Raw genomic sequence first — 18,864 nt, 5'->3', positions numbered from 1 at the left:
CTTGGTGGTGCTGGTTCAGCGCGTGCCGCAGATGGCACGCACCAGTTCGGGGGTTAGCCAGCCCAGGGTGGCGTAAAGCAATGCCCAGAGCAGCAAGAGGAAATGCCAGAAGCGTGCGCACAGCGCCAGGCCCGTGGCGCGCTGGGCCGCATCGGCCCGCGGCCAGGCGCGCAGGCAGCGCCACCAGCCCCACAGGCCACCCAGCACGTGCAGGCCATGCATGGCGGTGAGCAGGTAGAGAAAGCTCGCCGCCGGGTTGCCGCTCGGCAGCACGCGTGCCGCCGCCAGGGCCTGCCAGCCCCAGAGCTGCACCAGCACAAAGGCGAGGGCACAGAGGCCGCCCCAGCGCAAGCCGCGGGCGTCACGCGTGGCGGAGCGGCGGCCCAGTTCCAGCGCCAGGCCGCCCAGCGCCAGCAGGGCGCTGCTGAGCATGAACTGCCAGGGCAGGGCGAGCGGGAAGCCCTCCAGCCCGTTCAGCCGCATCACATAGGCCACCAGCAGCAGGAAGAAGATCGAGCTCGACACCGCCATCATGAACCACAGGCCGGTGCTGGCGGCGGCCTGCGGGCGTGGCCAGGCGCCGGTTTGCAAGGCGGCGGCCAGGCCGTTCATGCCAGTTGCTCCCGGGGCGTGCCATGGCTGGCGTCGGGGCCCTCGACACCGCCGGCGGACAGCGGTGCGGTCTGCGGGATGAAGTCCTCCGGCGCGCCCGGCACGCTATAGGCATAGGCCCAGCGGTGCACCACCGGCAGGGTGACACCCCAGTTGCCATGACGCGGCGGGGTGTCGGGGGTGAACCATTCCAGCGAGGCGGCGCGCCAGGGATTGGGCTCGGCTCTGCGGCCGGCTTTCAGGCTCCACAGCAGGTTGAACACGAACACCAGCTGGGTGATGCCCACGATGATGGCCGCCACCGTGATGAAGGTGTTGAGCTGGTGGGCCGAATCGGGGATGAACTGGTAGTTCCGGTACTCGTAGTAGCGCCGCGGCATGCCCAGCAGGCCGAGGTAATGCATGGGGAAATAGATCGCGTAGGTGCCGATGAAGGTGACCCAGAAATGCAGATGGCCGAGGCGGTCGTCCAGCATGCGGCCGCTGATCTTGGGGTACCAGTGGTAGATCGCGCCGAACACCACCAGCAGCGGCGCCACCCCCATCACCATATGGAAATGCGCCACCACGAAGTAGGTGCCCGAGAGCGGGATGTCCACGCTGACGTTGCCGAGGAAGAGCCCGGTCAGCCCGCCGATGATGAAGGTGGAGATGAAGGCGAGCGCGAACAGCATCGGCACGCTCAGATGTATGTCGCCGCGCCACAGCGTGAGCAACCAGTTGTAGACCTTGATCGCGGTGGGCACCGCAATGATGAGGGTGCTGGTGGCGAAGAAGAAGCCGAAGTAGGGGTGCATGCCGCTGACGAACATATGGTGGGCCCACACCACGAAGCTCAGCACGCCGATCGCCAGGATGGCCCACACCATGGTGCGGTAGCCGAAGATGCATTTGCGCGCATGCACGCTGATGAGGTCGGAGACGATGCCGAAGGCCGGCAGCGCGACGATATAGACCTCGGGGTGGCCGAAGAACCAGAACAGGTGCTGGAACAGCAGCGGGCTGCCGCCCTTGGTCTCGGTGATCTGGCCCATCGAGACCAGCGCGGGCATGAAGAAGCTGGTGCCTATGGTCTTGTCCAGCAACATCATGATGCCGCTCACCAGCAGGGCCGGAAAGGCCAGCAGGGCCAGGATGGTGGCGGTGAAGATGCCCCAGACGGTGAGCGGCATGCGCAGCAGGCTCATGCCGCGGGTGCGCGCCTGCAGCACCGTGGTGACGTAGTTCAGGCCGCCCATGGTGGCGGCGACGATGAAGATCACCAGCGAGACCAGCATCAGGATGATGCCCCAGTCGTGGCCGGGCGTGCCGGGCAGGATGGCTTGCGGCGGATACAGCGTCCAGCCCGCGCCGGTGGGGCCGCCGGGCACGAAGAAGCTGATCATCAGCACCACCACCGAGAGCAGGTAGACCCAGAAGCTCAGCATGTTCAGGTAGGGGAACACCATGTCGCGTGCCCCCACCATCAGCGGGATCAGGTAGTTGCCGAAACCCCCCAGGAACAGCGCGGTGAGCAGATAGATCACCATGATCATGCCGTGCATGGTGACGAACTGGTAATAGCGCTCGGCGTTGATGAATTCGAACTGGCCCGGGAAGCCGATCTGCAGCCGCATCAGATTGGACAGCAGCAGGCCCACCAGGCCCACCAGCACCGCGGTGCCGCCATACTGGATCGCAATCACCTTGTGGTCCTGGCTCCAGACGTACTTGGTCCAGAAGCTCTGCGGTTCGTCATGCTCGGAATGGCTCATGCGCTCCTCGTTGGTCAGGGCTGTCTATTTGCCGCGCGACTCGATATAGGCCACCAAGGCGTTGACCTCGTCGCTGCTGAGTTCGATCTTGGGCATGATGGGCGCAAAGCCCTTCACCACGCGCGCCTGCGGGTCGGTGATCTCGCCGCGCAGGAACGCCGCATCCACCTGGTGCGTGCTGCCGTCGGCGAGGGTCTCGGTCTTGCCGTACAGGCCCTTCCAGGTCGGGCCCACGCCGGCCGAGCCGTCCACGCTGTGGCAGGCCACGCAGGCCTTGGCCTTGGCCAGCGCCTCGCCGCGCGCAGCCGGGGTGTCGGCCACCGCGGCCGCGGCGGCCGGCTGACTGAAGCGCGCCTGGCCGCCCAGCCAGCTCTGGAACTGCGGCAGCGCCTCCACCACCACGCTGCCGCGCATATTGGCGTGGCCGATGCCGCAGAGCTGCGCGCACAGGGCCTCGTAGCGGCCCGCCTCGGTGGGCGTGAACCAGAAGCTGGTGACAGTGCCGGGCACCATGTTCAGGCGCGCGCGCATCGGCGGCATGTAGAAGTCGTGCAGCACATCGGCCGAGCGCAGCAGGAATTTCATCGGCTGGTTCAGCGGCAGATGCAGCTCCGAGCCCTCCACCAGCACATCGTCCTGGCCATTGGGGTCGGCCGGGTCCAGGCCATAGGGATTGCTGGCCGTCATGAAGCGCGCATCGCTGCTGCCGAACTTGCCGTCGGCGCCGGGGAAGCGGTAGCGCCACTGCCATTGCTTTCCCAGCACCTCGACCAGCATAGCGTTGGCGGGCGGGCGCACATAGTCGGCGTAGACCAGCAGGCCGGGCGCCAGCAGGCCGATGATGCCCAGCGCGGTGATGCCGATCAACCAGCGTTCCAGCCGGTGGTTCTCGGGCTGGTAGGCGGCACGCTGGCCGGGCTTGTGCTTGAAACGCACTAGCAGCCAGACCAGCAGCAGGTTGAGGACGACGAAGAACAGGCCGGTCACCGCGAAGGTGATGTCCAGCGTGCGGTCCATCTCCAGCCAGTTGGATGCCAGCGCCGGGGCATGCCAGGGGTTGACGAAGTGGAACACCAGCGAACCCAGCACCATGATGATCAACACCAAGGCCAAGATCATGCCCAGCTCCTTCCAGCGTATGGAGGCTGCGCCCGGCGCAGCGAACCTGCTTGTCAGTGAGGCGTGCGGTACAGGGCCAGGCGCCAGTAGGTGCTGGCGGCGCTGATGCCGAAGATCAGGTGCGCGATGAAGGTGCCCCAGCCGCGCAGCTCGCTCATCCAGGGGAACACCGTGCTCATGGCGTGGAAGTTCACGAAGTAGACCACCACGCCGGCCGCGGCCCCGATCACTTCCATCATGGCGGCGCTGGACTCGTAGTGGAAGCCGGCGATCACATAGGCCATGCAGATGCCGAACACCAGGCCAAGCACATAGTGGGTTAGCAAGGCGACGCTGACAACGGCGAAGTCGAAGCCGGAGCCTTGCAGGACCTGTGGCCCGAGCATGATGGCGGCCACCAGACGCGAGGTATGCCAGGGGCTGACGTCATTCAGTACCGCCGACCAGACCAGCTCCAGCACCATCATCACGGCGCCGGCCACCAGGCCTGCGATACAGGCCACCGGCCAGTCCGGCGTGCCCTGCGACCATCGATGCGATTGCGCTTGTGCATGCATGGCGACCTCCTCAGCAGGGCAGCGATCAAGACGATCGACACACCTGGTAGCTGGCCTCCGCTTGCGACGCGTGCAAGCGCTTAGGCGAATGGAGTGACGGATTGCTTTTGACTCGCGTCAACACGGTTTATATACCCCGCCCGATGGGCCCGCAAGGGTAAAGACGCGCAGCCTCGCGGCGCTGGGGTCATGCCTTGCCTTGTGCGGTCAAGCCGGCAATACAGTGTGTGTGCATGGCCGCTTGGCTGTACTGGTGTCGGTGGCCGGCAGCCCCCTAATATCGGCCCGGGCCGCTTGGGCCTGCCGCGAATCCGGAGCCATGAAGTCACGACGTTTTGCCCAGGTGGATGTGTTCACCGACCTGGCCCTGCGGGGCAACGCGCTGGCGGTGGTGGTCGATGCCGAGGGGCTCAGCGATGCGCAGATGCAGGCGCTGGCGTGCTGGACGCAGCTGTCCGAGACCACCTTCTTGCTGCCGCCCAGCGACCCGGCCGCCGACTACCGCCTGCGCATCTTCACGCCGGCTGGCGAGCTGCCCTTTGCCGGCCATCCGACCCTGGGCTCGGCCCATGTCTGGCTGAGCCACGGCGGTGCGCCCAGGCGCGCGGACGAGCTGGTGCAGCAATGCGGCGTCGGCCTCGTGTGCGTGCGGCGCGACGGCGCGCGCCTGGCGTTTGCGGCGCCGCCGCTGCGGCGCAGCGGGCCGGTGGAGGCGGCGCTGCGCGAGCAGGTGGCGCGGTCCCTGCGCCTGGCCGAGCAGGACTTGCTCGACGTGGTCTGGGTCGCCAATGGGCCGCCCTGGATCGGCGCCAGATTGCGCAGCGCAGCCGCGGTGCTGGCGCTGCAGCCCGACTATTCGGCCATGCAGGGCCTCGAGCTGGGCGTGGTGGGCGCCTATCCCGAGGGTGCGCCGGCGCAGTTCGAGGTGCGCGCCTTCGTGCCGGGGCTGCCCCAGCCCGAAGACCCCGTCACCGGCAGCTTGAACGCCGGCCTGGCGCAATGGATGATGGGCGCCGGGCTGGCGCCCGCCGCCTATGTGGTTTCACAGGGCACGGCCTTGCAACGCGCGGGCCGGGTTCATGTGCGGCGCCAGGGTGATGACATCTGGATCGGCGGCGATATCACGCCCCTGATCCAAGGACAGATAAGGCTTTGATGACGATGGAAACCGATCATCTGGTGGTGGCGGCGGCCAGCCTGGCGCAGGGCCGGGCCTGGTGCGAGCAGGTGCTGGGCGTCACGCCGCTGCCCGGCGGCAAGCACGCCTTGATGGGCACGCACAACTGCCTGCTCAATATCAGCTCGGCGCTGTATCCGCGCTGCTATCTGGAGATCATCGCCATGGACCCCGAGGCGCTGCCCCCTGGCCGCGCGCGCTGGTTCGACCTGGACCAGCCCGCCCTGCAGCAGCGCCTGCAGGATGGCGCGGGCCTGATTCATTGGGTGGCGCGGGTGCCGAATCTGGACGCGGCGCTGGCGCAATGCCGCAGCGAGGGCGTGGACGCGGGCGAGCCGGTGGCGGCCTCGCGCGGCGCGCTGAGCTGGCGCATCGCGCTGCGGGAGGACGGGCGGCGGCTCAAGCGCGAAGCCCTGCCGGTGTTGATCGAGTGGGGTGCTGCCCATCCTTGCGACCAGATGCCCGCCAGCGGGGTGCAGTTGCTGGCCCTGGAGGCGCGCGACGGCCTGCGTGCCCGCCTGGCCACGCCGCGCGGCGAGATCGTGCTGGAGCAGATTGGATGATGACGGTGACCGAAGACCTGTTTCGAGAAGACGCGCAGTTGACCGAATGCCAGGCGCGCGTGCTGCGCGTGGACGAGCGCGGCGTGCTGCTGGACCGCACGGTGTTCTATCCGCTTGGCGGCGGCCAGGCCGGCGATGCCGGCGAACTGCTGCTGCCCGACGGCCGCGCGCTGCGCATCGCCGATACCCGCAAGGGCGAGGCGGGCGAGATCCTGCATCTGCCGGCGCCGGAGCAGCCGGAGCTGCTGGCGGCCTTGCTGCCGGGGCTGGCCGTCAGCGCCCGCATCGACTGGGCGCGCCGGCATGCGCATATGCGCTTTCACACCGCCACCCACCTGCTGTGCGCGCTGGTGCCTCATCCGGTGGACGGTTGCTCGATCACCGCGCAATACGCAAGGCTGGACTTTCACATGACCGAGCCGCTGGACAAGGACGAGCTCACGGCCGGGCTGGCGCGTCTGGTCGCCGAAGCGCATGCCGTCAGCCACAGCTGGATCAGCGATGCGGAGCTGGAGGCTAACCCCGGCCTGGTGCGCAGCATGAGCGTGCAACCCCCGCGCGGCTCGGGCCGGGTGCGGGTGCTGCAGATCGAAGGGGTGGACCTGCAACCCTGCGGCGGCACGCATGTGTCGAACACGGCCGAGATCGGTGCCGTGGTGGTCAGCAAGATCGAGAAGAAATCGGCCAAGACCCGAAGGGTCGTATTGGGGTTTGCAACATGACGATGAAGATATTGGGCAAGGCCGCGTCGATCAATGTGCGCAAGGTCTTGTGGACCTGCGCCGAGCTCGGCCTGGACTACCAGCGCGAGGATTGGGGCGCGGGCTTTGCCGATCCCCAGACGCCTGAATTTCTCAAGCTGAATCCGAACGGCATGGTGCCGGTGCTGCTCGACGGCGACTTCGTGCTGTGGGAGAGCAACAGCATCTGCCGCTACCTGGCGGCGCGCCAGGCGCGCAGCGATCTGCTGCCGGCAGCGCCGCGGCAGCGCGCCCTGGTCGAGCAATGGATGGACTGGCAGGCCGGCGAGCTGAACAACAGCTGGCGCTATGCCTTCATGAGCCTGGTGCGCCAGAGTCCGGCGCACCAGGACGCCGCGGCGCTGGCCGCCGGCGTGGCGGGCTGGAATCGCCACATGGCCATGCTGGATGCACAGCTGGCGGCCGGCGGCCCTTACGTGCTCGGGGCCGACTTCACGCTCGCCGATGTGGTGCTGGGCCTGTCGGTGCACCGCTGGGCCGCGGCGCCGCTGGCGCATGCCGAGCTGCCCGCCGTGCGCGCCTATTACGAGCGCTTGAGCGCGCGGCCGGGCTTTATGGCGCACGGCCGCAACGGGCAGCCCTGAGCGGGCGATCAGTCGTTGCGGAAATTGTCGTGGCAGGCCTTGCAGGTCCTGGCCGTATTGCCGAAGGCGGCCTTCAGCTGGTCGAGGTTGTTGGCCTTGGCGGCCAGGGCCAGCTTGGCGGCCTCGGTCTGCAGGTTCTTGGCGGCCTCGTCGAACTTGGCGCGCTCGCTCCAGACATTGGCCTTGGGGCTGCCCTTCTCGTTGCCGCCCGTGCCTTCCACAAAGGCCATGTAGGGCAGCTTGGCGATCTCCGCCACGATCTCGGCATTGGCCGCAGCGGCCGCGCCGTCGAAGGGCACGCGACCCTGCGCCATCGCGCCGATGCGGCCGAAATGCGTGGCCATCACCGTGAACGCCGCCTTGCGGTACTTGACCGCATCTTCAGGCTTCTGGAACTGGGCGTGAGAGGGCAGGGCGCTGCACAGGCCGACGGCCAGGGCGATCACGTAACGCTTCATGCTTGAAATCCTTGCAGTGTTGGGCTAGCTGGTGCCGGGTCTTGCCCGGGCCCGCGAGTGTATGCAGGGTCGAAATGTTTGGGTTATCGTCGGTCCATGTCCCTTTACCAACAGCGCTTTCTGCCATGAACGAGGCGACGGCCGAATTGCGAGCCCGGGTGCGCGTGTGGGATCTGCCGACGCGGCTGTTCCACTGGGCGCTGGTGCTGGCCGTGCTGGGCTCGGTGCTGAGTGCCAAGCTGGGCGGCGATGCCATGGTCTGGCATATGTGGCTGGGCTATGCGGTGCTGACCCTGGTGGCGTTTCGCGTGCTGTGGGGCCTGGTGGGCGGCCATTGGTCGCGCCTGCATCATCTGATCTACAGCCCGGCAGCGATCTGGCGCTATGTGCGCCACCGGCCCCGGCCGGGCGAGCGCTTCGATATCGGCCACAACCCGCTGGGCGGGCTCTCGGTGCTGGTGATGCTGGCCTGGCTGCTGGTGCAGGTCGGCTCGGGGCTGATCGCCGATGACGAGATCTCCGTCACCGGCCCGCTGATCCGCTTCGTCACCAGCGAGCAGAGCCTGGCCTGGACGGCCTATCACAAGCACCTGGGGCAATGGGGCTTGCTGGCCCTGGTGGCCCTGCATGTGCTGGTGGTGCTGTTCTACCGCTTCGGCAAGGACCGCGATCTGCTGGGCCCGATGTTCAGCGGCGACAAGCAGCTGCCCGCCCATGTGCCGGCGTCGCGCGATTCGCTCGCCACGCGCGTGTTCGCGCTCACCCTGCTGGGGGCCTGCGGTGCCGCGGTCTACCTGCTGGTGAGTCTGGGCTGATGGGTACACTGCCGGCCTGCATGGAAACACCCGATATCAGTCTGGTTCTGCCGGATACCCCCGAAGGCTTTGCACGCACCCGCGAGATCCTGCGCGAGTACGCGCAGTCCCTGGGCGTCGATCTGTGCTTCCAGAATTTCGAGGCCGAGCTGGCTGGTTTGCCGGGTGAATACGCCCAGCCCGCCGGCCTGATGCTGTTGGCCATGGTGGATGGTCAGCTGGCCGGCTGCGGCGGCTTTCGCCCGGCGCCGGATGTGGACTATCCGAATGCCTGCGAGATGAAGCGCCTCTTTGTACGCCCGGCCTTCCGGCGTTTCGGTCTGGGGCGCTTGCTGGCCCAGGCCCTGATCGACCGGGCCACCGAGTCGGGCTATTCGGCCATGCTGCTGGATACCCTGGACGATATGGAGGCGGCGCGCGGTCTCTATGAAAGCCTGGGCTTCGAAGAGATCCCACCCTATTACTTCAACCCGATCGCGGGCGCCCACTATCTGAAAGTGGAACTGGGCTGAGTTACGGCCTGGTACGGCCTTAGCATCGCGGCATGAGCGTTGTTGTCGAACTTGCCTGCCCGCAGCCCGCCACCCTGGGCGAATCGCCGCTGTGGCACCCTTTGGAGCAATGCCTCTATTACGTCGACATCGCCGCGCGCCAGGTCTTGTGCCTGCGCGAGGGCGAGGCGCAGGTCTGGCAGCTGGACAGCGAACCGGGTTGCATCGCGGCGCTGGCGGGTGGTGGCCTGCTGGTCGCGCAGCGCAACGGCCTGTGGCGGCTGGACACGGCCAGTGGCGCGCATGAGCGCCTGATGCCGCCCCCCTTTGATCCCGGCCAGCAGCGTTTCAACGATGGCAAGCCCGACGCCCAGGGGCGCTTCTGGGTCGGCACGATCGACGACGCGCGCCGGCCCGAGGCGGGCCTCTACCGCGTGGCCGACGGGCAATGCCAGCGCATGGTCGATGGCATCACCACCGCCAACGGCCTGGCCTGGAGCCCGGATCAGCGCTGCATGTACGGCGCCGATACCAAGGCCCATGCCATCTACGCCTGGGATTTCGATGCCGGCAGCGGTGCCATCAGCCAGCGCCGCGTGTTCGCGCAGTTCGAGCCGCGCCAGGCCGATCAGGCCCTGGACGACTATGCCGGCCGGCCCGATGGCGCGGCGGTGGATGCCGAGGGCTGCTATTGGGTTGCGATGTTCGAGGGTCAGCGCTTGCTGCGGCTGTCGCCTTCCGGCGCGCTGTTGCAAACCGTGCGGCTGCCGGTACGCTGCCCCACCATGCCGGCATTTGGCGGCCCGGACCTGCGCACGCTCTACATCACCACGGCGCGCGAGAAACGCCCCGCCGAGGAGTTGGCCGCCCAGCCCTGGGCCGGTTGCGTGCTGAAGCTGCGGGTGGATGTGCCGGGGCTGCCGGCCCAGTTCGCACGCCTCTGAAGCCCCGCGGGCAGGGTAATCCACGGGTGGCTAAAGCCACAGCGTGCGCTTTGTCAAGCCTGGCCGCAAAGGCATGTGCATCGCTGCGTTACCTGGGTGTAAGGGGAAACCACATATAATCCTTGGGTTTTGCTGATTGCACCCCTAAGCCGTGAGCCCTGAGAACCTGCGCGCCCGTGACAATGCCGCGCCGCAGGCCAGGCCTGACGATGCCTGGGGAGATGAGGTCGGCGAAGAGCCTTTCAAGGTGCTGTCGCGTGAAGAAGCGCAAAGCCTGAGAGCCAGGTGGCCTGATACGTTGTTGAAATGGTCGCCCTGGCGCCTGGTGATGGTGCAGGCCCTGGCAGGTGTGGTGATGGCTGCGCTCTGGTGGTTGTTCACGCAGGAGAGCGGCAAGGCGTGGTCGGCGCTGTGTGGCGCGATCGCGGTGGTGGTGCCGAACGGCCTGATGGCCTGGGGTGCCACGCGACGAACGGTGACGGATGCGGGAGCGGCCTTGCTCTCGATGATGTTCTGGGAGTCGGTCAAGATTTTGCTGGCCATTGCCATCCTGGTGGTGGTGGCCAAACGGGTGGCGGATCTGAGTTGGCTGGCGATGCTGGTGACCATGATCCTCTGCCTGAAAGTTAATTGGCTGGTCCTGCTCACGCGGGGCCGTTCTACAAGCATTAGTGACGGAAACTGACGATGGCAGCCGAAGGACACGCGCCGAACGCGGGCGAATACATCCAGCACCACCTGCAGCACATGCAGGTCAATTTCTCGGGGCAGGCGGTCAAGCAGACCAGCATCGTTGACTTCAGCCTGTTCAATCTGGACTCGCTGATCTATTCGGTGATCCTGGGCGTGATTGGTTGCTTCATCCTGTGGCGCGCCGCGCGCAAGGCCACCTCGGGTGTGCCGGGCCGCTTCCAGGCTGCCGTTGAAATCATTGCCGAAATGGTCGAGAACCAGGCCAAGGGCGTGATCCACAACGCCGCCAGCCGCAAGGTCATCTCGCCGCTGGCCCTGACCGTGTTCGTCTGGATCTTCCTGATGAACTTCATGGACATGCTGCCGGTGGACCTGCTGCCTTCGGCCTGGACCCAGGTCTATGCCTCGATGGGCCACGATGCGCACCATGCCTATATGCGTGTGGTGCCCACCGCCGATCTCTCCACCACGCTGGGTCTGTCGACCAGCGTGCTGCTGATGTGCTTCTTCTACAGCGTCAAGATCAAGGGCGTCGGTGGTTGGACGCATGAACTGCTGGCTGCGCCGTTCGGCGACAAGTGGTTCCTGTATCCGGTCAACTTCCTGATGCAGATGATCGAGTTCGCTGCCAAGACCGTCTCGCACGGCATGCGACTGTTCGGCAATATGTTTGCCGGCGAACTCGTGTTCATGCTGATCGCGCTGATGGGCGGTGTCTGGGCCTGGGAGCTGAACCCCCTTACGGGTGGTTTCTGGCTGGGCTTCGGTCATGTGGTGGCCGGTACGGTGTGGACGCTGTTCCACATCCTGATCATCACCTTGCAGGCCTTCATCTTCATGATGTTGACCTTGATCTACACGGGCCAGGCGCACGACTCGCACTGATTCCCAAGCAGTTCTTCTCTTTCCCTTTTCTTCAATTTCTTTCTTTTCATTCCATTCAGGAGCTAATCATGGAAAACATCCTCGGTCTCGTCGCGCTGGCTTGCGGTCTCATCGTTGGTCTGGGCGCTCTGGGCGCTTCTATCGGCATCGCGCTGATGGGTGGCAAGTTCCTGGAATCGTCGGCTCGCCAGCCTGAGCTGATGAACGAACTGCAAACCAAGATGTTCATCTTGGCTGGTCTGATCGACGCTGCCTTCCTGATCGGTGTGGCTATCGCTCTGCTGTTCGCATTCGCCAAGCCCTTCGCGATCTAAGCGGCTCGCTTACCTTTCACGGTTGAAAGGATCGTGCTGTGAATATCAACGCAACCCTGTTCCTGCAAGCGATCGTCTTTGCGATCCTTGTGTGGTTCACCATGCGCTTCATTTGGCCGCCTGTGATGAAGGCGCTGGATGAGCGTGCGCAGAAGATCGCTGACGGGCTGGCTGCGGCCGACAAGGCCAAGAGCGAATTGGCAACCGCCAACAAGCGCGTTGACGAGCAACTGAGCCAGGCGCGCAACGAAACCACCAAGCAATTGGCCGACGCCGAAAAGCGCGCCGCTGCGATCGTGGACGAAGCGAAGAAGCGCGCAGAAGATGAAGGCGCCAAGATCGTGGCTGCTGCCAAGGCCGAGGCCGAACAGCAAGCCGCGCGTGCCCGTGAGGCCCTGCGCGAGCAGGTCGCCGCACTGGCCGTGAAGGGCGCCGAGCAAATTCTGCAACGCGAAGTCAATGCCAGCGTGCACGCCGAATTGCTGGGCCGTCTGAAGACGGAGCTGTAATCATGGCTGAGCTCGCAACCATTGCACGCCCTTACGCTGAAGCGCTCTACCAGGTCGCGGTCAAGCATGATGTGAAGGCCTGGGGCGCGGCGCTCGACGCGCTCGCCCTGGTCGCACAGGATGCCGATCTGCGCCAGTTCGCCGACAACCCCAAGGTCACGGCCGAGCAGGTGTACGCGGTGATGACCGCGGCCGCCAAGCAAGACCTGGCCCCGGAGCTGCAGAACTTTCTGCGCGCGGTGATCGAGAACAGCCGCCTGGCGGCGCTGCCCGAAGTGGTGGCGCAGTTCCACGTGCTGGCCAATGCCGCAGCCGGCGTGGCTGATGCGCAGATCTTCAGCGCCTATCCCATCGACGCAGCCCAGCTGAGCGATGTGATCGGCACCCTGGAGAAGCGTTTCGGTCGCAAGCTCGAAGCCCATGTCACGCTGGAGCCTTCACTCATCGGCGGTATCCGTGTGGTGGTCGGCGACGAGGTGCTCGACACCTCCGTCAAGGCCCGCCTGGAACGCATGAAAGTGGCGCTCACAGCTTAAAAGCTAGCGCGAGAAGACACCTATTCCGATTCATCCCTGTGTCACCCGCGCTCTGGCAACAGACGCCCGACCAGATGGGAGCAAGCAATGCAACTGAATCCTGCTGAAATTTCCGAATTGATCAAGAGCCGCATCGAGGGCCTTGGCACATCGACGGACGTCCGCAACCAGGGCACCGTGGTGTCCGTCTCCGACGGTATCGTCCGCATCCACGGCCTGTCCGATGTGATGCAAGGCGAGATGCTGGAGTTCCCCGCCGCCGCCGATGGTCAACCCACCTACGGCCTGGCGCTGAACCTCGAGCGCGACTCCGTCGGTTCCGTGATCCTGGGTGCCTACGAGCACATCTCCGAAGGCGACACCGTGAAGTGCACGGGCCGCATTCTGGAAGTGCCCGTCGGCCCCGAGCTGATCGGCCGTGTCGTGAACGCCCTGGGCCAGCCGATCGACGGCAAGGGCCCGATCAACGCCAAGATGACGGACGTGATCGAAAAGGTCGCTCCCGGCGTGATCGCCCGTAAGTCCGTGGACCAGCCGGTGCAGACCGGTCTGAAGTCCATCGACTCGATGGTGCCCGTGGGCCGCGGCCAACGTGAGTTGATCATTGGCGACCGTCAGACCGGCAAGACTGCCGTCGCGATCGACGCCATCATCAACCAAAAGGGTCAGAACATGACCTGCATCTACGTCGCCATCGGCCAGAAGGCGTCGTCGATCAAGAACGTGGTGCGTGCCCTGGAAGCCAACGGCGCGATGGAATACACCATCGTGGTGGCCGCCTCGGCGTCCGAGTCGGCTGCCATGCAGTACGTCTCGGCCTACTCCGGCTGCACCATGGGCGAGTACTTCCGCGACCGCGGCCAAGACGCCCTGATCGTGTATGACGACCTGTCCAAGCAAGCCGTGGCCTATCGCCAGGTCTCGCTGCTGCTGCGTCGTCCGCCCGGCCGCGAAGCCTTTCCCGGCGACGTGTTCTATCTCCACAGCCGTCTGCTGGAGCGCGCAGCCCGCGTGAACGCCGATTACGTGGAAGCCTTCACCAAGGGTGAAGTGAAGGGCAAGACCGGTTCGCTGACGGCCCTGCCCATCATCGAAACCCAGGCCGGTGACGTGTCCGCCTTCGTTCCGACCAACGTGATCTCGATCACCGACGGTCAGATCTTCCTGGAAACCAGCCTGTTCAACGCCGGTATCCGCCCCGCCATCAACGCCGGTATCTCGGTGTCGCGCGTCGGTGGTGCTGCACAGACCAAGCTGATCAAGAACCTGTCCGGCGGTATCCGTACCGACCTGGCCCAGTACCGTGAGCTGGCCGCGTTCGCGCAGTTCGCTTCCGATCTGGACGAGTCCACCCGCAAGCAGCTGGACCGCGGTGCCCGCGTGACCGAGCTGCTCAAGCAAGCTCAGTACTCGCCGCTGCCGATCAGCCTGATGGCTGCCACGCTGTTCGCGGTGAACAAGGGCTTCATGGACAGCCTGGACGTCAAGAAGGTTCTGGCTTTCGAGCACGGCCTGCACCAGTTCCTGAAAACCAGCCACGCCGCTCTGCTGGCCAAGCTGGAGGCCGATCGGGCCATGGACAAGGATGCCGAAGCCGAGCTGAACGCTGCCATCACCACGTTCAAGAAGTCCTTCGCCTAATGACCATGACCGGGCTGTGATGCAAAGAACGGCCCGGACCTAACAGGAGAAATCATGGCATCAAGCAAGGAAATTCGCGGCAAGATCAAGAGCTTCGAGAACACGAAGAAGATCACCAAGGCCATGGAGCTGGTGTCCGCTTCCAAGATGCGCAAGGCGCAAGACCGGATGCGTGCGGCCCGCCCCTACAGCGAGAAGATCGGCAACATCGCCGCCAATCTCGCCCAGGCCAACCCCGAGTACCAGCACGCTTTCCTGGTCAAGAATGACCAGGCCAAGGTGGCCGGCTACGTGGTGGTGACGACCGACAAGGGTCTTTGTGGTGGCTTGAACACCAACCTGCTGCGCGCCACGACCAACAAGCTCAAGGAGCTTGAGGGCGCGGGTCAGAAGGCGGAAGTCGTTGCCATCGGCAACAAGGGCTACTCCTTCATGAACCGCATCGGCGCCAAGGTGGTGGCTCATGCGACGCAGCTGGGCGACCAGCCGCACATCGAGAAGCTCATCGGCCCCGTCAAGGTGCTGCTGGACAAGTACGCCGCAGGCGAGCTGTCGGCCGTCTACCTCTGCTACACCCGCTTCATCAACACGATGAAGCAGGAGCCGGTGGTGCAGCAACTGCTGCCGCTGTCGGCCGAGAGCATGAAGGCGGGCGCGGGCAACAACCACTCGTGGGATTACATCTACGAGCCGGATGCCGCCACGGTCATCGACGAGCTGCTGGTGCGCTACACCGAGGCCCTGATCTACCAGGCCGTGGCCGAGAACATGGCGTCCGAGCAATCGGCGCGCATGGTGGCCATGAAGGCCGCTACTGACAACGCCGGCAACCTGATCGCCGAGCTGAAGCTGGTCTACAACAAGACCCGCCAGGCCGCCATCACCAAGGAACTGTCGGAAATCGTCAGCGGCGCCGCCGCCGTGGGCTGATCGCAGTCGAACGCAAAAGTTTTGGAATTGAAGGAACGAAAAAATGGCTAACACTCAATCAGTGGGCAAGATCGTTCAGTGCATCGGCGCCGTGGTGGACGTGGAGTTTCCGCGCAACCAGATGCCGCAGGTCTATGACGCGCTGAAGATGGAAGGCTCGGCTCTGACGCTGGAAGTCCAGCAGCAGCTGGGCGACGGCGTGGTGCGTACCATTGCGCTGGGCTCGTCCGACGGCCTGCGCCGCGGCACCGAGGTCTACAACACCGGTGAGAACATCAAGGTCCCGGTCGGCAAGGCAACCCTTGGCCGCATCATGGACGTGCTGGGCAACCCGATCGACGAGCGCGGCCCCGTGGCTGCCGAGCTGACCGCGTCCATCCACCGCGCTGCACCGTCTTACGACGAGCTGAGCCCCTCGCAAGACCTGCTGGAAACCGGCATCAAGGTGATCGACCTGATCTGCCCGTTCGCCAAGGGCGGCAAGGTGGGTCTGTTCGGTGGCGCCGGCGTGGGCAAGACCGTGAACATGATGGAACTCATCAACAACATCGCCAAGGCCCACAGCGGTCTGTCGGTGTTCGCTGGTGTGGGCGAGCGTACCCGTGAGGGCAACGACTTCTATCACGAGATGGCCGACTCCGGCGTGGTGAACCTCGAGAAGCTCGAGGACTCCAAGGTCGCGATGGTCTACGGTCAGATGAACGAGCCCCCGGGCAACCGTCTGCGCGTGGCCCTGACCGGTCTGACGATCGCCGAGTCCTTCCGTGACGAAGGCAAGGACGTGCTGTTCTTCGTGGACAACATCTACCGCTACACCCTGGCCGGTACCGAAGTGTCGGCACTGCTGGGTCGTATGCCTTCGGCCGTGGGCTACCAGCCGACGCTGGCCGAAGAAATGGGCCGTCTGCAAGAGCGCATCACCTCGACCAAGGTCGGTTCGATCACCTCCATCCAGGCCGTTTACGTGCCTGCCGATGACTTGACCGACCCCTCACCCGCCACCACCTTTGCCCACTTGGACGCAACGGTCGTGCTGTCGCGTGACATCGCTTCGCTGGGTATCTACCCCGCCGTGGACCCGCTGGACTCGACCTCGCGTCAAGTGGACCCGAACGTGGTGGGCGAAGAGCACTACAACACCACCCGTGCCGTGCAGGGCGTGTTGCAGCGCTACAAGGAACTGCGCGACATCATCGCGATTCTGGGCATGGACGAGCTGTCGCCGGAAGACAAGCTGGCCGTGGCCCGCGCTCGCAAGATCCAGCGTTTCCTGTCGCAGCCCTTCCACGTGGCCGAAGTCTTCACCGGCTCGCCCGGCAAGTACGTGCCCCTGAAGGAAACCATCCGCGGCTTCAAGATGATCGTCAACGGCGAGTGCGATCACCTGCCCGAGCAGGCCTTCTACATGGTCGGCACGATCGACGAAGCGTTCGAAAAGGCGAAGAAGATGCAGTGATGAGGCCTCGGGGTGCTCGCACCCCAGCCGCATGACTGAATCTTTTCAACCGCTAAAGGAAGATTGACATGGCAACCATCCACGTTGATGTGGTTTCCGCCGAAGAGCAGATCTTCTCCGGCGAGGCCAAGTTCGTCGCGTTGCCGGGCGAAAGCGGTGAGCTGGGCATCCTGCCCCAGCACACCCCGCTGATCACCCGCATCAAGCCGGGCGCGGTGCGCATCGAGCGCGCCGACGGTGGCGAAGAGTTCGTGTTCGTGGCCGGTGGCATTCTCGAAGTGCAACCGGGCACCGTGACCGTGCTGGCCGACACCGCGATCCGCGGCAAGGACCTCGACGAAGCCAAGGCTACCGAGGCTAAGAAGCTGGCCGAGGAAGCGATGAAGAACGCCAAGAGCGATATCGACTTTGCCGCCGCGCAAGGCGAATTCGCCGCCATGGCCGCCCAGATCGCTGCGCTGCGCAAGTTCCGCAAGAAGTAAGCAAGCAGCCCGGCTGCTCACGGCGCCCGCCGACGCAAGTCAGGCGGGCGTTCTTTTTTGTCTCTCGTATGCTCTGACCCTATGTCCACGCCCATCGCCATCACCCGCCACCAAGGCATGGAAGCCCTGGAGCTCTGCGCCCCCGACGGCGCCCGTGCCACCGTGCTGCTGCATGGCGGCCATGTGCTGTCCTGGGTGCCCGCCGGTGCCGACGAGCAGCTCTACGTCTCGCCCAAGACGGCCATGGCCTCAGGCCAGGCGATACGCGGCGGCGTGCCGGTGATCTTTCCGCAGTTCGCAGCGCGCGGCCCGCTGCAGCGCCATGGCTTTGCCCGCACCAAGCCCTGGCAGCTGGTGATGGCCGAGCAGGGCGAGGGCGACGCGCTGGCGGTGCTGCGCCTCAGCGACGACGCGGCGACGCGCATGTTCTGGCCCCATGCCTTCGAGCTCGAGCTGAGCGTGCGCGTGGCCGGCCGCGATCTCGAGATCGAGCTCGCCTGCGAGAACAAGGGCGAGGAGATGTTCAGCTTCAGCGCCGCGCTGCACAGCTATCTGGGTCTGGGCGCTTTGGGCGACGCCAGCGTGCAGGGCCTTGCCGGCCTGAGCTACTGGGATTCGGTGGACGGGGTGGAGCGCAGCCAGCGCACCGATCTGCTCCTGCCCGGCAGCCCGGGCGCGCAGGACCTGGATCGCATCTACTACCAGGTGAAGCAAGACCTGACCCTGCAGGAACTCACCGCCGCGGGCGAGCGCCGCGTGGGCATCCAGCAGCAGGGCTTCGAGGACGCGGTGGTGTGGAATCCCGGCGCGGCCAAATGTGCGGCGCTCGCGGACATGCCGGCCGACGGTTACCAGCACTTCCTGTGCATCGAGGCGGCGCAGGTCGAGCGCCCGGTGCAGTTGGCCCCCGGCGAGAGCTGGGTGGGCCGCCAGAGCCTGAGCCTGGCTTGAAGCGGGGCTGATCAGAGCAGCGCCGGCTCGTCCGGCAGCTCGTTCGGATTGAGCTCGCCCGCGCGCAGCGGGAAATGCTGCGCCAGCATTTCGCCTACCTCGTCAACGGCCTGGCTGAGCCCGGCCTCGAATGCGCCATCGCGGAAGGCACCGCGCATGCGCGCCAGCAAGGCGTTCCAGGCCTCGGGCCCGACGCGCCGTGTGAGGCCGCGGTCGGCGATGATCTCGATGCGGTGTTCCACCAGCAGCAGGTAGATCAGCACGCCGTTGTTGTGCTCGGTGTCCCAGACGCGCAGCTTGCCGAACATGGCCAGGGCGCGCTCGCGTGCGCTGGCCTGGCGCCAGAGATAGGACAGCGGCAGGCTGGCCTCCACGCAGATGCGGATCTCGCCGCTGTGGCGCGTCTCGCTGGCGGCCACGCGCTGGCGCAGGCGCTCCAGCACAGGTTCGGGGAGGGCGCGCTGCGCGTCGCCCTCGTCCCAGAGGCGATGCTTGAGCAGGCGTAGCAAACGGGCTCCCATCACCAATCTCCCGAGGCGCCGCCGCCGCCAAAGTCACCCCCGCCGCCCGAGGAGAAGCCGCCGCCGCCGTCGGAGCCGCCGCCGAAGCCACCGCCGCCGCCGCCCCAGATC

At 65.7% G+C, this 18,864-nt stretch carries 23 protein-coding genes; 17 read left to right on the top strand and 6 right to left on the bottom strand.

The features are described from left to right. Positions 1-15 precede the first annotated feature (15 nt). The 4 genes from AC3WQY_RS21625 to AC3WQY_RS21610 are packed head-to-tail and all read right to left on the bottom strand — an operon-like array spanning position 16 to position 4,042. A complete protein-coding gene (locus tag AC3WQY_RS21625; protein ID WP_285234924.1) occupies positions 16-612 on the bottom strand; it encodes a cytochrome c oxidase subunit 3 family protein in 597 nt (198 codons plus the stop codon). Further along, complete coding sequence (ctaD, locus tag AC3WQY_RS21620; RefSeq protein WP_285234925.1) at positions 609-2,366, bottom strand: cytochrome c oxidase subunit I; 1,758 nt, start codon at positions 2,364-2,366, stop codon at positions 609-611. Before ctaD ends, AC3WQY_RS21625 begins: the two co-directional genes overlap by 4 nt. A 24-nt stretch (positions 2,367-2,390) precedes the next feature. Then, positions 2,391-3,485 carry a cytochrome c oxidase subunit II gene (locus AC3WQY_RS21615; protein ID WP_285234926.1) on the bottom strand — a complete coding sequence of 365 codons (1,095 nt, stop codon included), beginning with the start codon at positions 3,483-3,485 and terminating at the stop codon, positions 2,391-2,393. 53 nt (positions 3,486-3,538) lie between these two features. Beyond that, positions 3,539-4,042, bottom strand: a complete 504-nt coding sequence (locus tag AC3WQY_RS21610) for a hypothetical protein (protein ID WP_285234927.1) — start codon at positions 4,040-4,042, stop codon at positions 3,539-3,541. Positions 4,043-4,361: 319 nt separating this feature from the next. Here AC3WQY_RS21610 and AC3WQY_RS21605 point away from each other — a divergent pair, with 319 nt between their 5' ends. The 4 genes from AC3WQY_RS21605 to AC3WQY_RS21590 are packed head-to-tail and all read left to right on the top strand — an operon-like array spanning position 4,362 to position 7,127. Continuing rightward, complete coding sequence (locus AC3WQY_RS21605) at positions 4,362-5,198, top strand: PhzF family phenazine biosynthesis protein (protein WP_492710631.1); 837 nt, start codon at positions 4,362-4,364, stop codon at positions 5,196-5,198. After that, positions 5,198-5,782, top strand: coding sequence for a VOC family protein (locus AC3WQY_RS21600; RefSeq protein ID WP_492710629.1), 585 nt, complete (start codon positions 5,198-5,200; stop codon positions 5,780-5,782). Before AC3WQY_RS21605 ends, AC3WQY_RS21600 begins: the two co-directional genes overlap by 1 nt. Before the next feature lie 5 nt (positions 5,783-5,787). After that, on the top strand, positions 5,788-6,504 hold the full coding sequence (locus AC3WQY_RS21595) for an alanyl-tRNA editing protein (RefSeq protein WP_285235562.1): 717 nt from the start codon (positions 5,788-5,790) through the stop codon (positions 6,502-6,504). Next, the gene (locus AC3WQY_RS21590; RefSeq protein WP_492710628.1) at positions 6,501-7,127 is read left to right on the top strand and encodes a glutathione S-transferase family protein; all 627 of its coding nucleotides are present in this window, start codon (positions 6,501-6,503) and stop codon (positions 7,125-7,127) included. Before AC3WQY_RS21595 ends, AC3WQY_RS21590 begins: the two co-directional genes overlap by 4 nt. A gap of 8 nt (positions 7,128-7,135) precedes the next feature. Here the strand turns inward: AC3WQY_RS21590 and AC3WQY_RS21585 are convergent, their stop codons facing one another. Beyond that, positions 7,136-7,585, bottom strand: coding sequence for a c-type cytochrome (locus AC3WQY_RS21585; RefSeq protein WP_285234931.1), 450 nt, complete (start codon positions 7,583-7,585; stop codon positions 7,136-7,138). 125 nt (positions 7,586-7,710) lie between these two features. Between AC3WQY_RS21585 and AC3WQY_RS21580 the strand changes: the two genes are divergently transcribed. From AC3WQY_RS21580 to AC3WQY_RS21520, 13 genes are all read left to right on the top strand, one after another. Then, on the top strand, positions 7,711-8,400 hold the full coding sequence (locus AC3WQY_RS21580; protein ID WP_285234932.1) for a cytochrome b/b6 domain-containing protein: 690 nt from the start codon (positions 7,711-7,713) through the stop codon (positions 8,398-8,400). Positions 8,401-8,420: 20 nt separating this feature from the next. Continuing rightward, entirely contained in the window at positions 8,421-8,912 is a 492-nt protein-coding gene (locus AC3WQY_RS21575; RefSeq protein WP_285235563.1) for a GNAT family N-acetyltransferase, read from the top strand. Between the two features lie 32 nt (positions 8,913-8,944). Continuing rightward, positions 8,945-9,835, top strand: a complete 891-nt coding sequence (locus tag AC3WQY_RS21570; protein WP_492710625.1) for an SMP-30/gluconolactonase/LRE family protein — start codon at positions 8,945-8,947, stop codon at positions 9,833-9,835. A gap of 151 nt (positions 9,836-9,986) precedes the next feature. After that, positions 9,987-10,520, top strand: a complete 534-nt coding sequence (locus AC3WQY_RS21565) for an ATP synthase subunit I (protein ID WP_492710623.1) — start codon at positions 9,987-9,989, stop codon at positions 10,518-10,520. Positions 10,521-10,522: 2 nt separating this feature from the next. Then, on the top strand, positions 10,523-11,413 hold the full coding sequence (gene atpB / locus AC3WQY_RS21560) for a F0F1 ATP synthase subunit A (RefSeq protein ID WP_285234935.1): 891 nt from the start codon (positions 10,523-10,525) through the stop codon (positions 11,411-11,413). 68 nt (positions 11,414-11,481) lie between these two features. Then, positions 11,482-11,727: a F0F1 ATP synthase subunit C gene (atpE, locus tag AC3WQY_RS21555; RefSeq protein ID WP_058721792.1), complete on the top strand. Its 246-nt coding sequence runs from the start codon at positions 11,482-11,484 to the stop codon at positions 11,725-11,727. Positions 11,728-11,765: 38 nt separating this feature from the next. Next, the gene (locus AC3WQY_RS21550; protein ID WP_285234936.1) at positions 11,766-12,236 is read left to right on the top strand and encodes a F0F1 ATP synthase subunit B; all 471 of its coding nucleotides are present in this window, start codon (positions 11,766-11,768) and stop codon (positions 12,234-12,236) included. A 2-nt stretch (positions 12,237-12,238) separates the two neighbouring features. Beyond that, a complete protein-coding gene (locus tag AC3WQY_RS21545; protein WP_492710621.1) occupies positions 12,239-12,772 on the top strand; it encodes a F0F1 ATP synthase subunit delta in 534 nt (177 codons plus the stop codon). A gap of 87 nt (positions 12,773-12,859) precedes the next feature. Beyond that, entirely contained in the window at positions 12,860-14,413 is a 1,554-nt protein-coding gene (atpA, locus tag AC3WQY_RS21540; RefSeq protein WP_285234938.1) for a F0F1 ATP synthase subunit alpha, read from the top strand. A gap of 54 nt (positions 14,414-14,467) precedes the next feature. Further along, on the top strand, positions 14,468-15,343 hold the full coding sequence (gene atpG, locus AC3WQY_RS21535; protein ID WP_285234939.1) for a F0F1 ATP synthase subunit gamma: 876 nt from the start codon (positions 14,468-14,470) through the stop codon (positions 15,341-15,343). Between the two features lie 43 nt (positions 15,344-15,386). Then, positions 15,387-16,799: a F0F1 ATP synthase subunit beta gene (gene atpD, locus AC3WQY_RS21530; RefSeq protein WP_285234940.1), complete on the top strand. Its 1,413-nt coding sequence runs from the start codon at positions 15,387-15,389 to the stop codon at positions 16,797-16,799. Positions 16,800-16,867: 68 nt separating this feature from the next. Further along, positions 16,868-17,281, top strand: a complete 414-nt coding sequence (locus AC3WQY_RS21525) for a F0F1 ATP synthase subunit epsilon (RefSeq protein WP_285234941.1) — start codon at positions 16,868-16,870, stop codon at positions 17,279-17,281. An 81-nt stretch (positions 17,282-17,362) separates the two neighbouring features. Beyond that, complete coding sequence (locus tag AC3WQY_RS21520) at positions 17,363-18,232, top strand: D-hexose-6-phosphate mutarotase (protein WP_492710620.1); 870 nt, start codon at positions 17,363-17,365, stop codon at positions 18,230-18,232. A gap of 11 nt (positions 18,233-18,243) precedes the next feature. Here AC3WQY_RS21520 and AC3WQY_RS21515 read toward each other — a convergent pair whose 3' ends face one another. Beyond that, on the bottom strand, positions 18,244-18,753 hold the full coding sequence (locus AC3WQY_RS21515; RefSeq protein WP_285234943.1) for a TPM domain-containing protein: 510 nt from the start codon (positions 18,751-18,753) through the stop codon (positions 18,244-18,246). Positions 18,754-18,864: the final 111 nt, after the last annotated feature.

This window comes from Roseateles sp. FW301-B2 (assembly GCF_058788955.1).
Note: the sequence above shows the minus strand (reverse complement) of the source record. Positions and strands in the feature narration are given on the sequence as shown.

What these genes read in the sequence shown, in the direction of transcription:
- AC3WQY_RS21605 (WP_492710631.1), top strand. Translation starts at nt 4,362, where the DNA reads ATGAAGTCACGACGTTTTGCCCAGGTGGATGTGTTCACCGACCTGGCC.
- AC3WQY_RS21545 (WP_492710621.1), top strand. Translation starts at nt 12,239, where the DNA reads ATGGCTGAGCTCGCAACCATTGCACGCCCTTACGCTGAAGCGCTCTAC.
- AC3WQY_RS21570 (WP_492710625.1), top strand. Translation starts at nt 8,945, where the DNA reads ATGAGCGTTGTTGTCGAACTTGCCTGCCCGCAGCCCGCCACCCTGGGC.
- AC3WQY_RS21610 (WP_285234927.1), bottom strand. Translation starts at nt 4,042, where the DNA reads ATGCATGCACAAGCGCAATCGCATCGATGGTCGCAGGGCACGCCGGAC.
- AC3WQY_RS21625 (WP_285234924.1), bottom strand. Translation starts at nt 612, where the DNA reads ATGAACGGCCTGGCCGCCGCCTTGCAAACCGGCGCCTGGCCACGCCCG.
- atpE (WP_058721792.1), top strand. Translation starts at nt 11,482, where the DNA reads ATGGAAAACATCCTCGGTCTCGTCGCGCTGGCTTGCGGTCTCATCGTT.
- AC3WQY_RS21585 (WP_285234931.1), bottom strand. Translation starts at nt 7,585, where the DNA reads ATGAAGCGTTACGTGATCGCCCTGGCCGTCGGCCTGTGCAGCGCCCTG.
- atpB (WP_285234935.1), top strand. Translation starts at nt 10,523, where the DNA reads ATGGCAGCCGAAGGACACGCGCCGAACGCGGGCGAATACATCCAGCAC.
- atpA (WP_285234938.1), top strand. Translation starts at nt 12,860, where the DNA reads ATGCAACTGAATCCTGCTGAAATTTCCGAATTGATCAAGAGCCGCATC.
- atpD (WP_285234940.1), top strand. Translation starts at nt 15,387, where the DNA reads ATGGCTAACACTCAATCAGTGGGCAAGATCGTTCAGTGCATCGGCGCC.
- AC3WQY_RS21520 (WP_492710620.1), top strand. Translation starts at nt 17,363, where the DNA reads ATGTCCACGCCCATCGCCATCACCCGCCACCAAGGCATGGAAGCCCTG.
- ctaD (WP_285234925.1), bottom strand. Translation starts at nt 2,366, where the DNA reads ATGAGCCATTCCGAGCATGACGAACCGCAGAGCTTCTGGACCAAGTAC.
- AC3WQY_RS21580 (WP_285234932.1), top strand. Translation starts at nt 7,711, where the DNA reads ATGAACGAGGCGACGGCCGAATTGCGAGCCCGGGTGCGCGTGTGGGAT.
- AC3WQY_RS21575 (WP_285235563.1), top strand. Translation starts at nt 8,421, where the DNA reads ATGGAAACACCCGATATCAGTCTGGTTCTGCCGGATACCCCCGAAGGC.
- atpG (WP_285234939.1), top strand. Translation starts at nt 14,468, where the DNA reads ATGGCATCAAGCAAGGAAATTCGCGGCAAGATCAAGAGCTTCGAGAAC.
- AC3WQY_RS21600 (WP_492710629.1), top strand. Translation starts at nt 5,198, where the DNA reads ATGACGATGGAAACCGATCATCTGGTGGTGGCGGCGGCCAGCCTGGCG.
- AC3WQY_RS21615 (WP_285234926.1), bottom strand. Translation starts at nt 3,485, where the DNA reads ATGATCTTGGCCTTGGTGTTGATCATCATGGTGCTGGGTTCGCTGGTG.
- AC3WQY_RS21525 (WP_285234941.1), top strand. Translation starts at nt 16,868, where the DNA reads ATGGCAACCATCCACGTTGATGTGGTTTCCGCCGAAGAGCAGATCTTC.
- AC3WQY_RS21515 (WP_285234943.1), bottom strand. Translation starts at nt 18,753, where the DNA reads ATGGGAGCCCGTTTGCTACGCCTGCTCAAGCATCGCCTCTGGGACGAG.
- AC3WQY_RS21590 (WP_492710628.1), top strand. Translation starts at nt 6,501, where the DNA reads ATGACGATGAAGATATTGGGCAAGGCCGCGTCGATCAATGTGCGCAAG.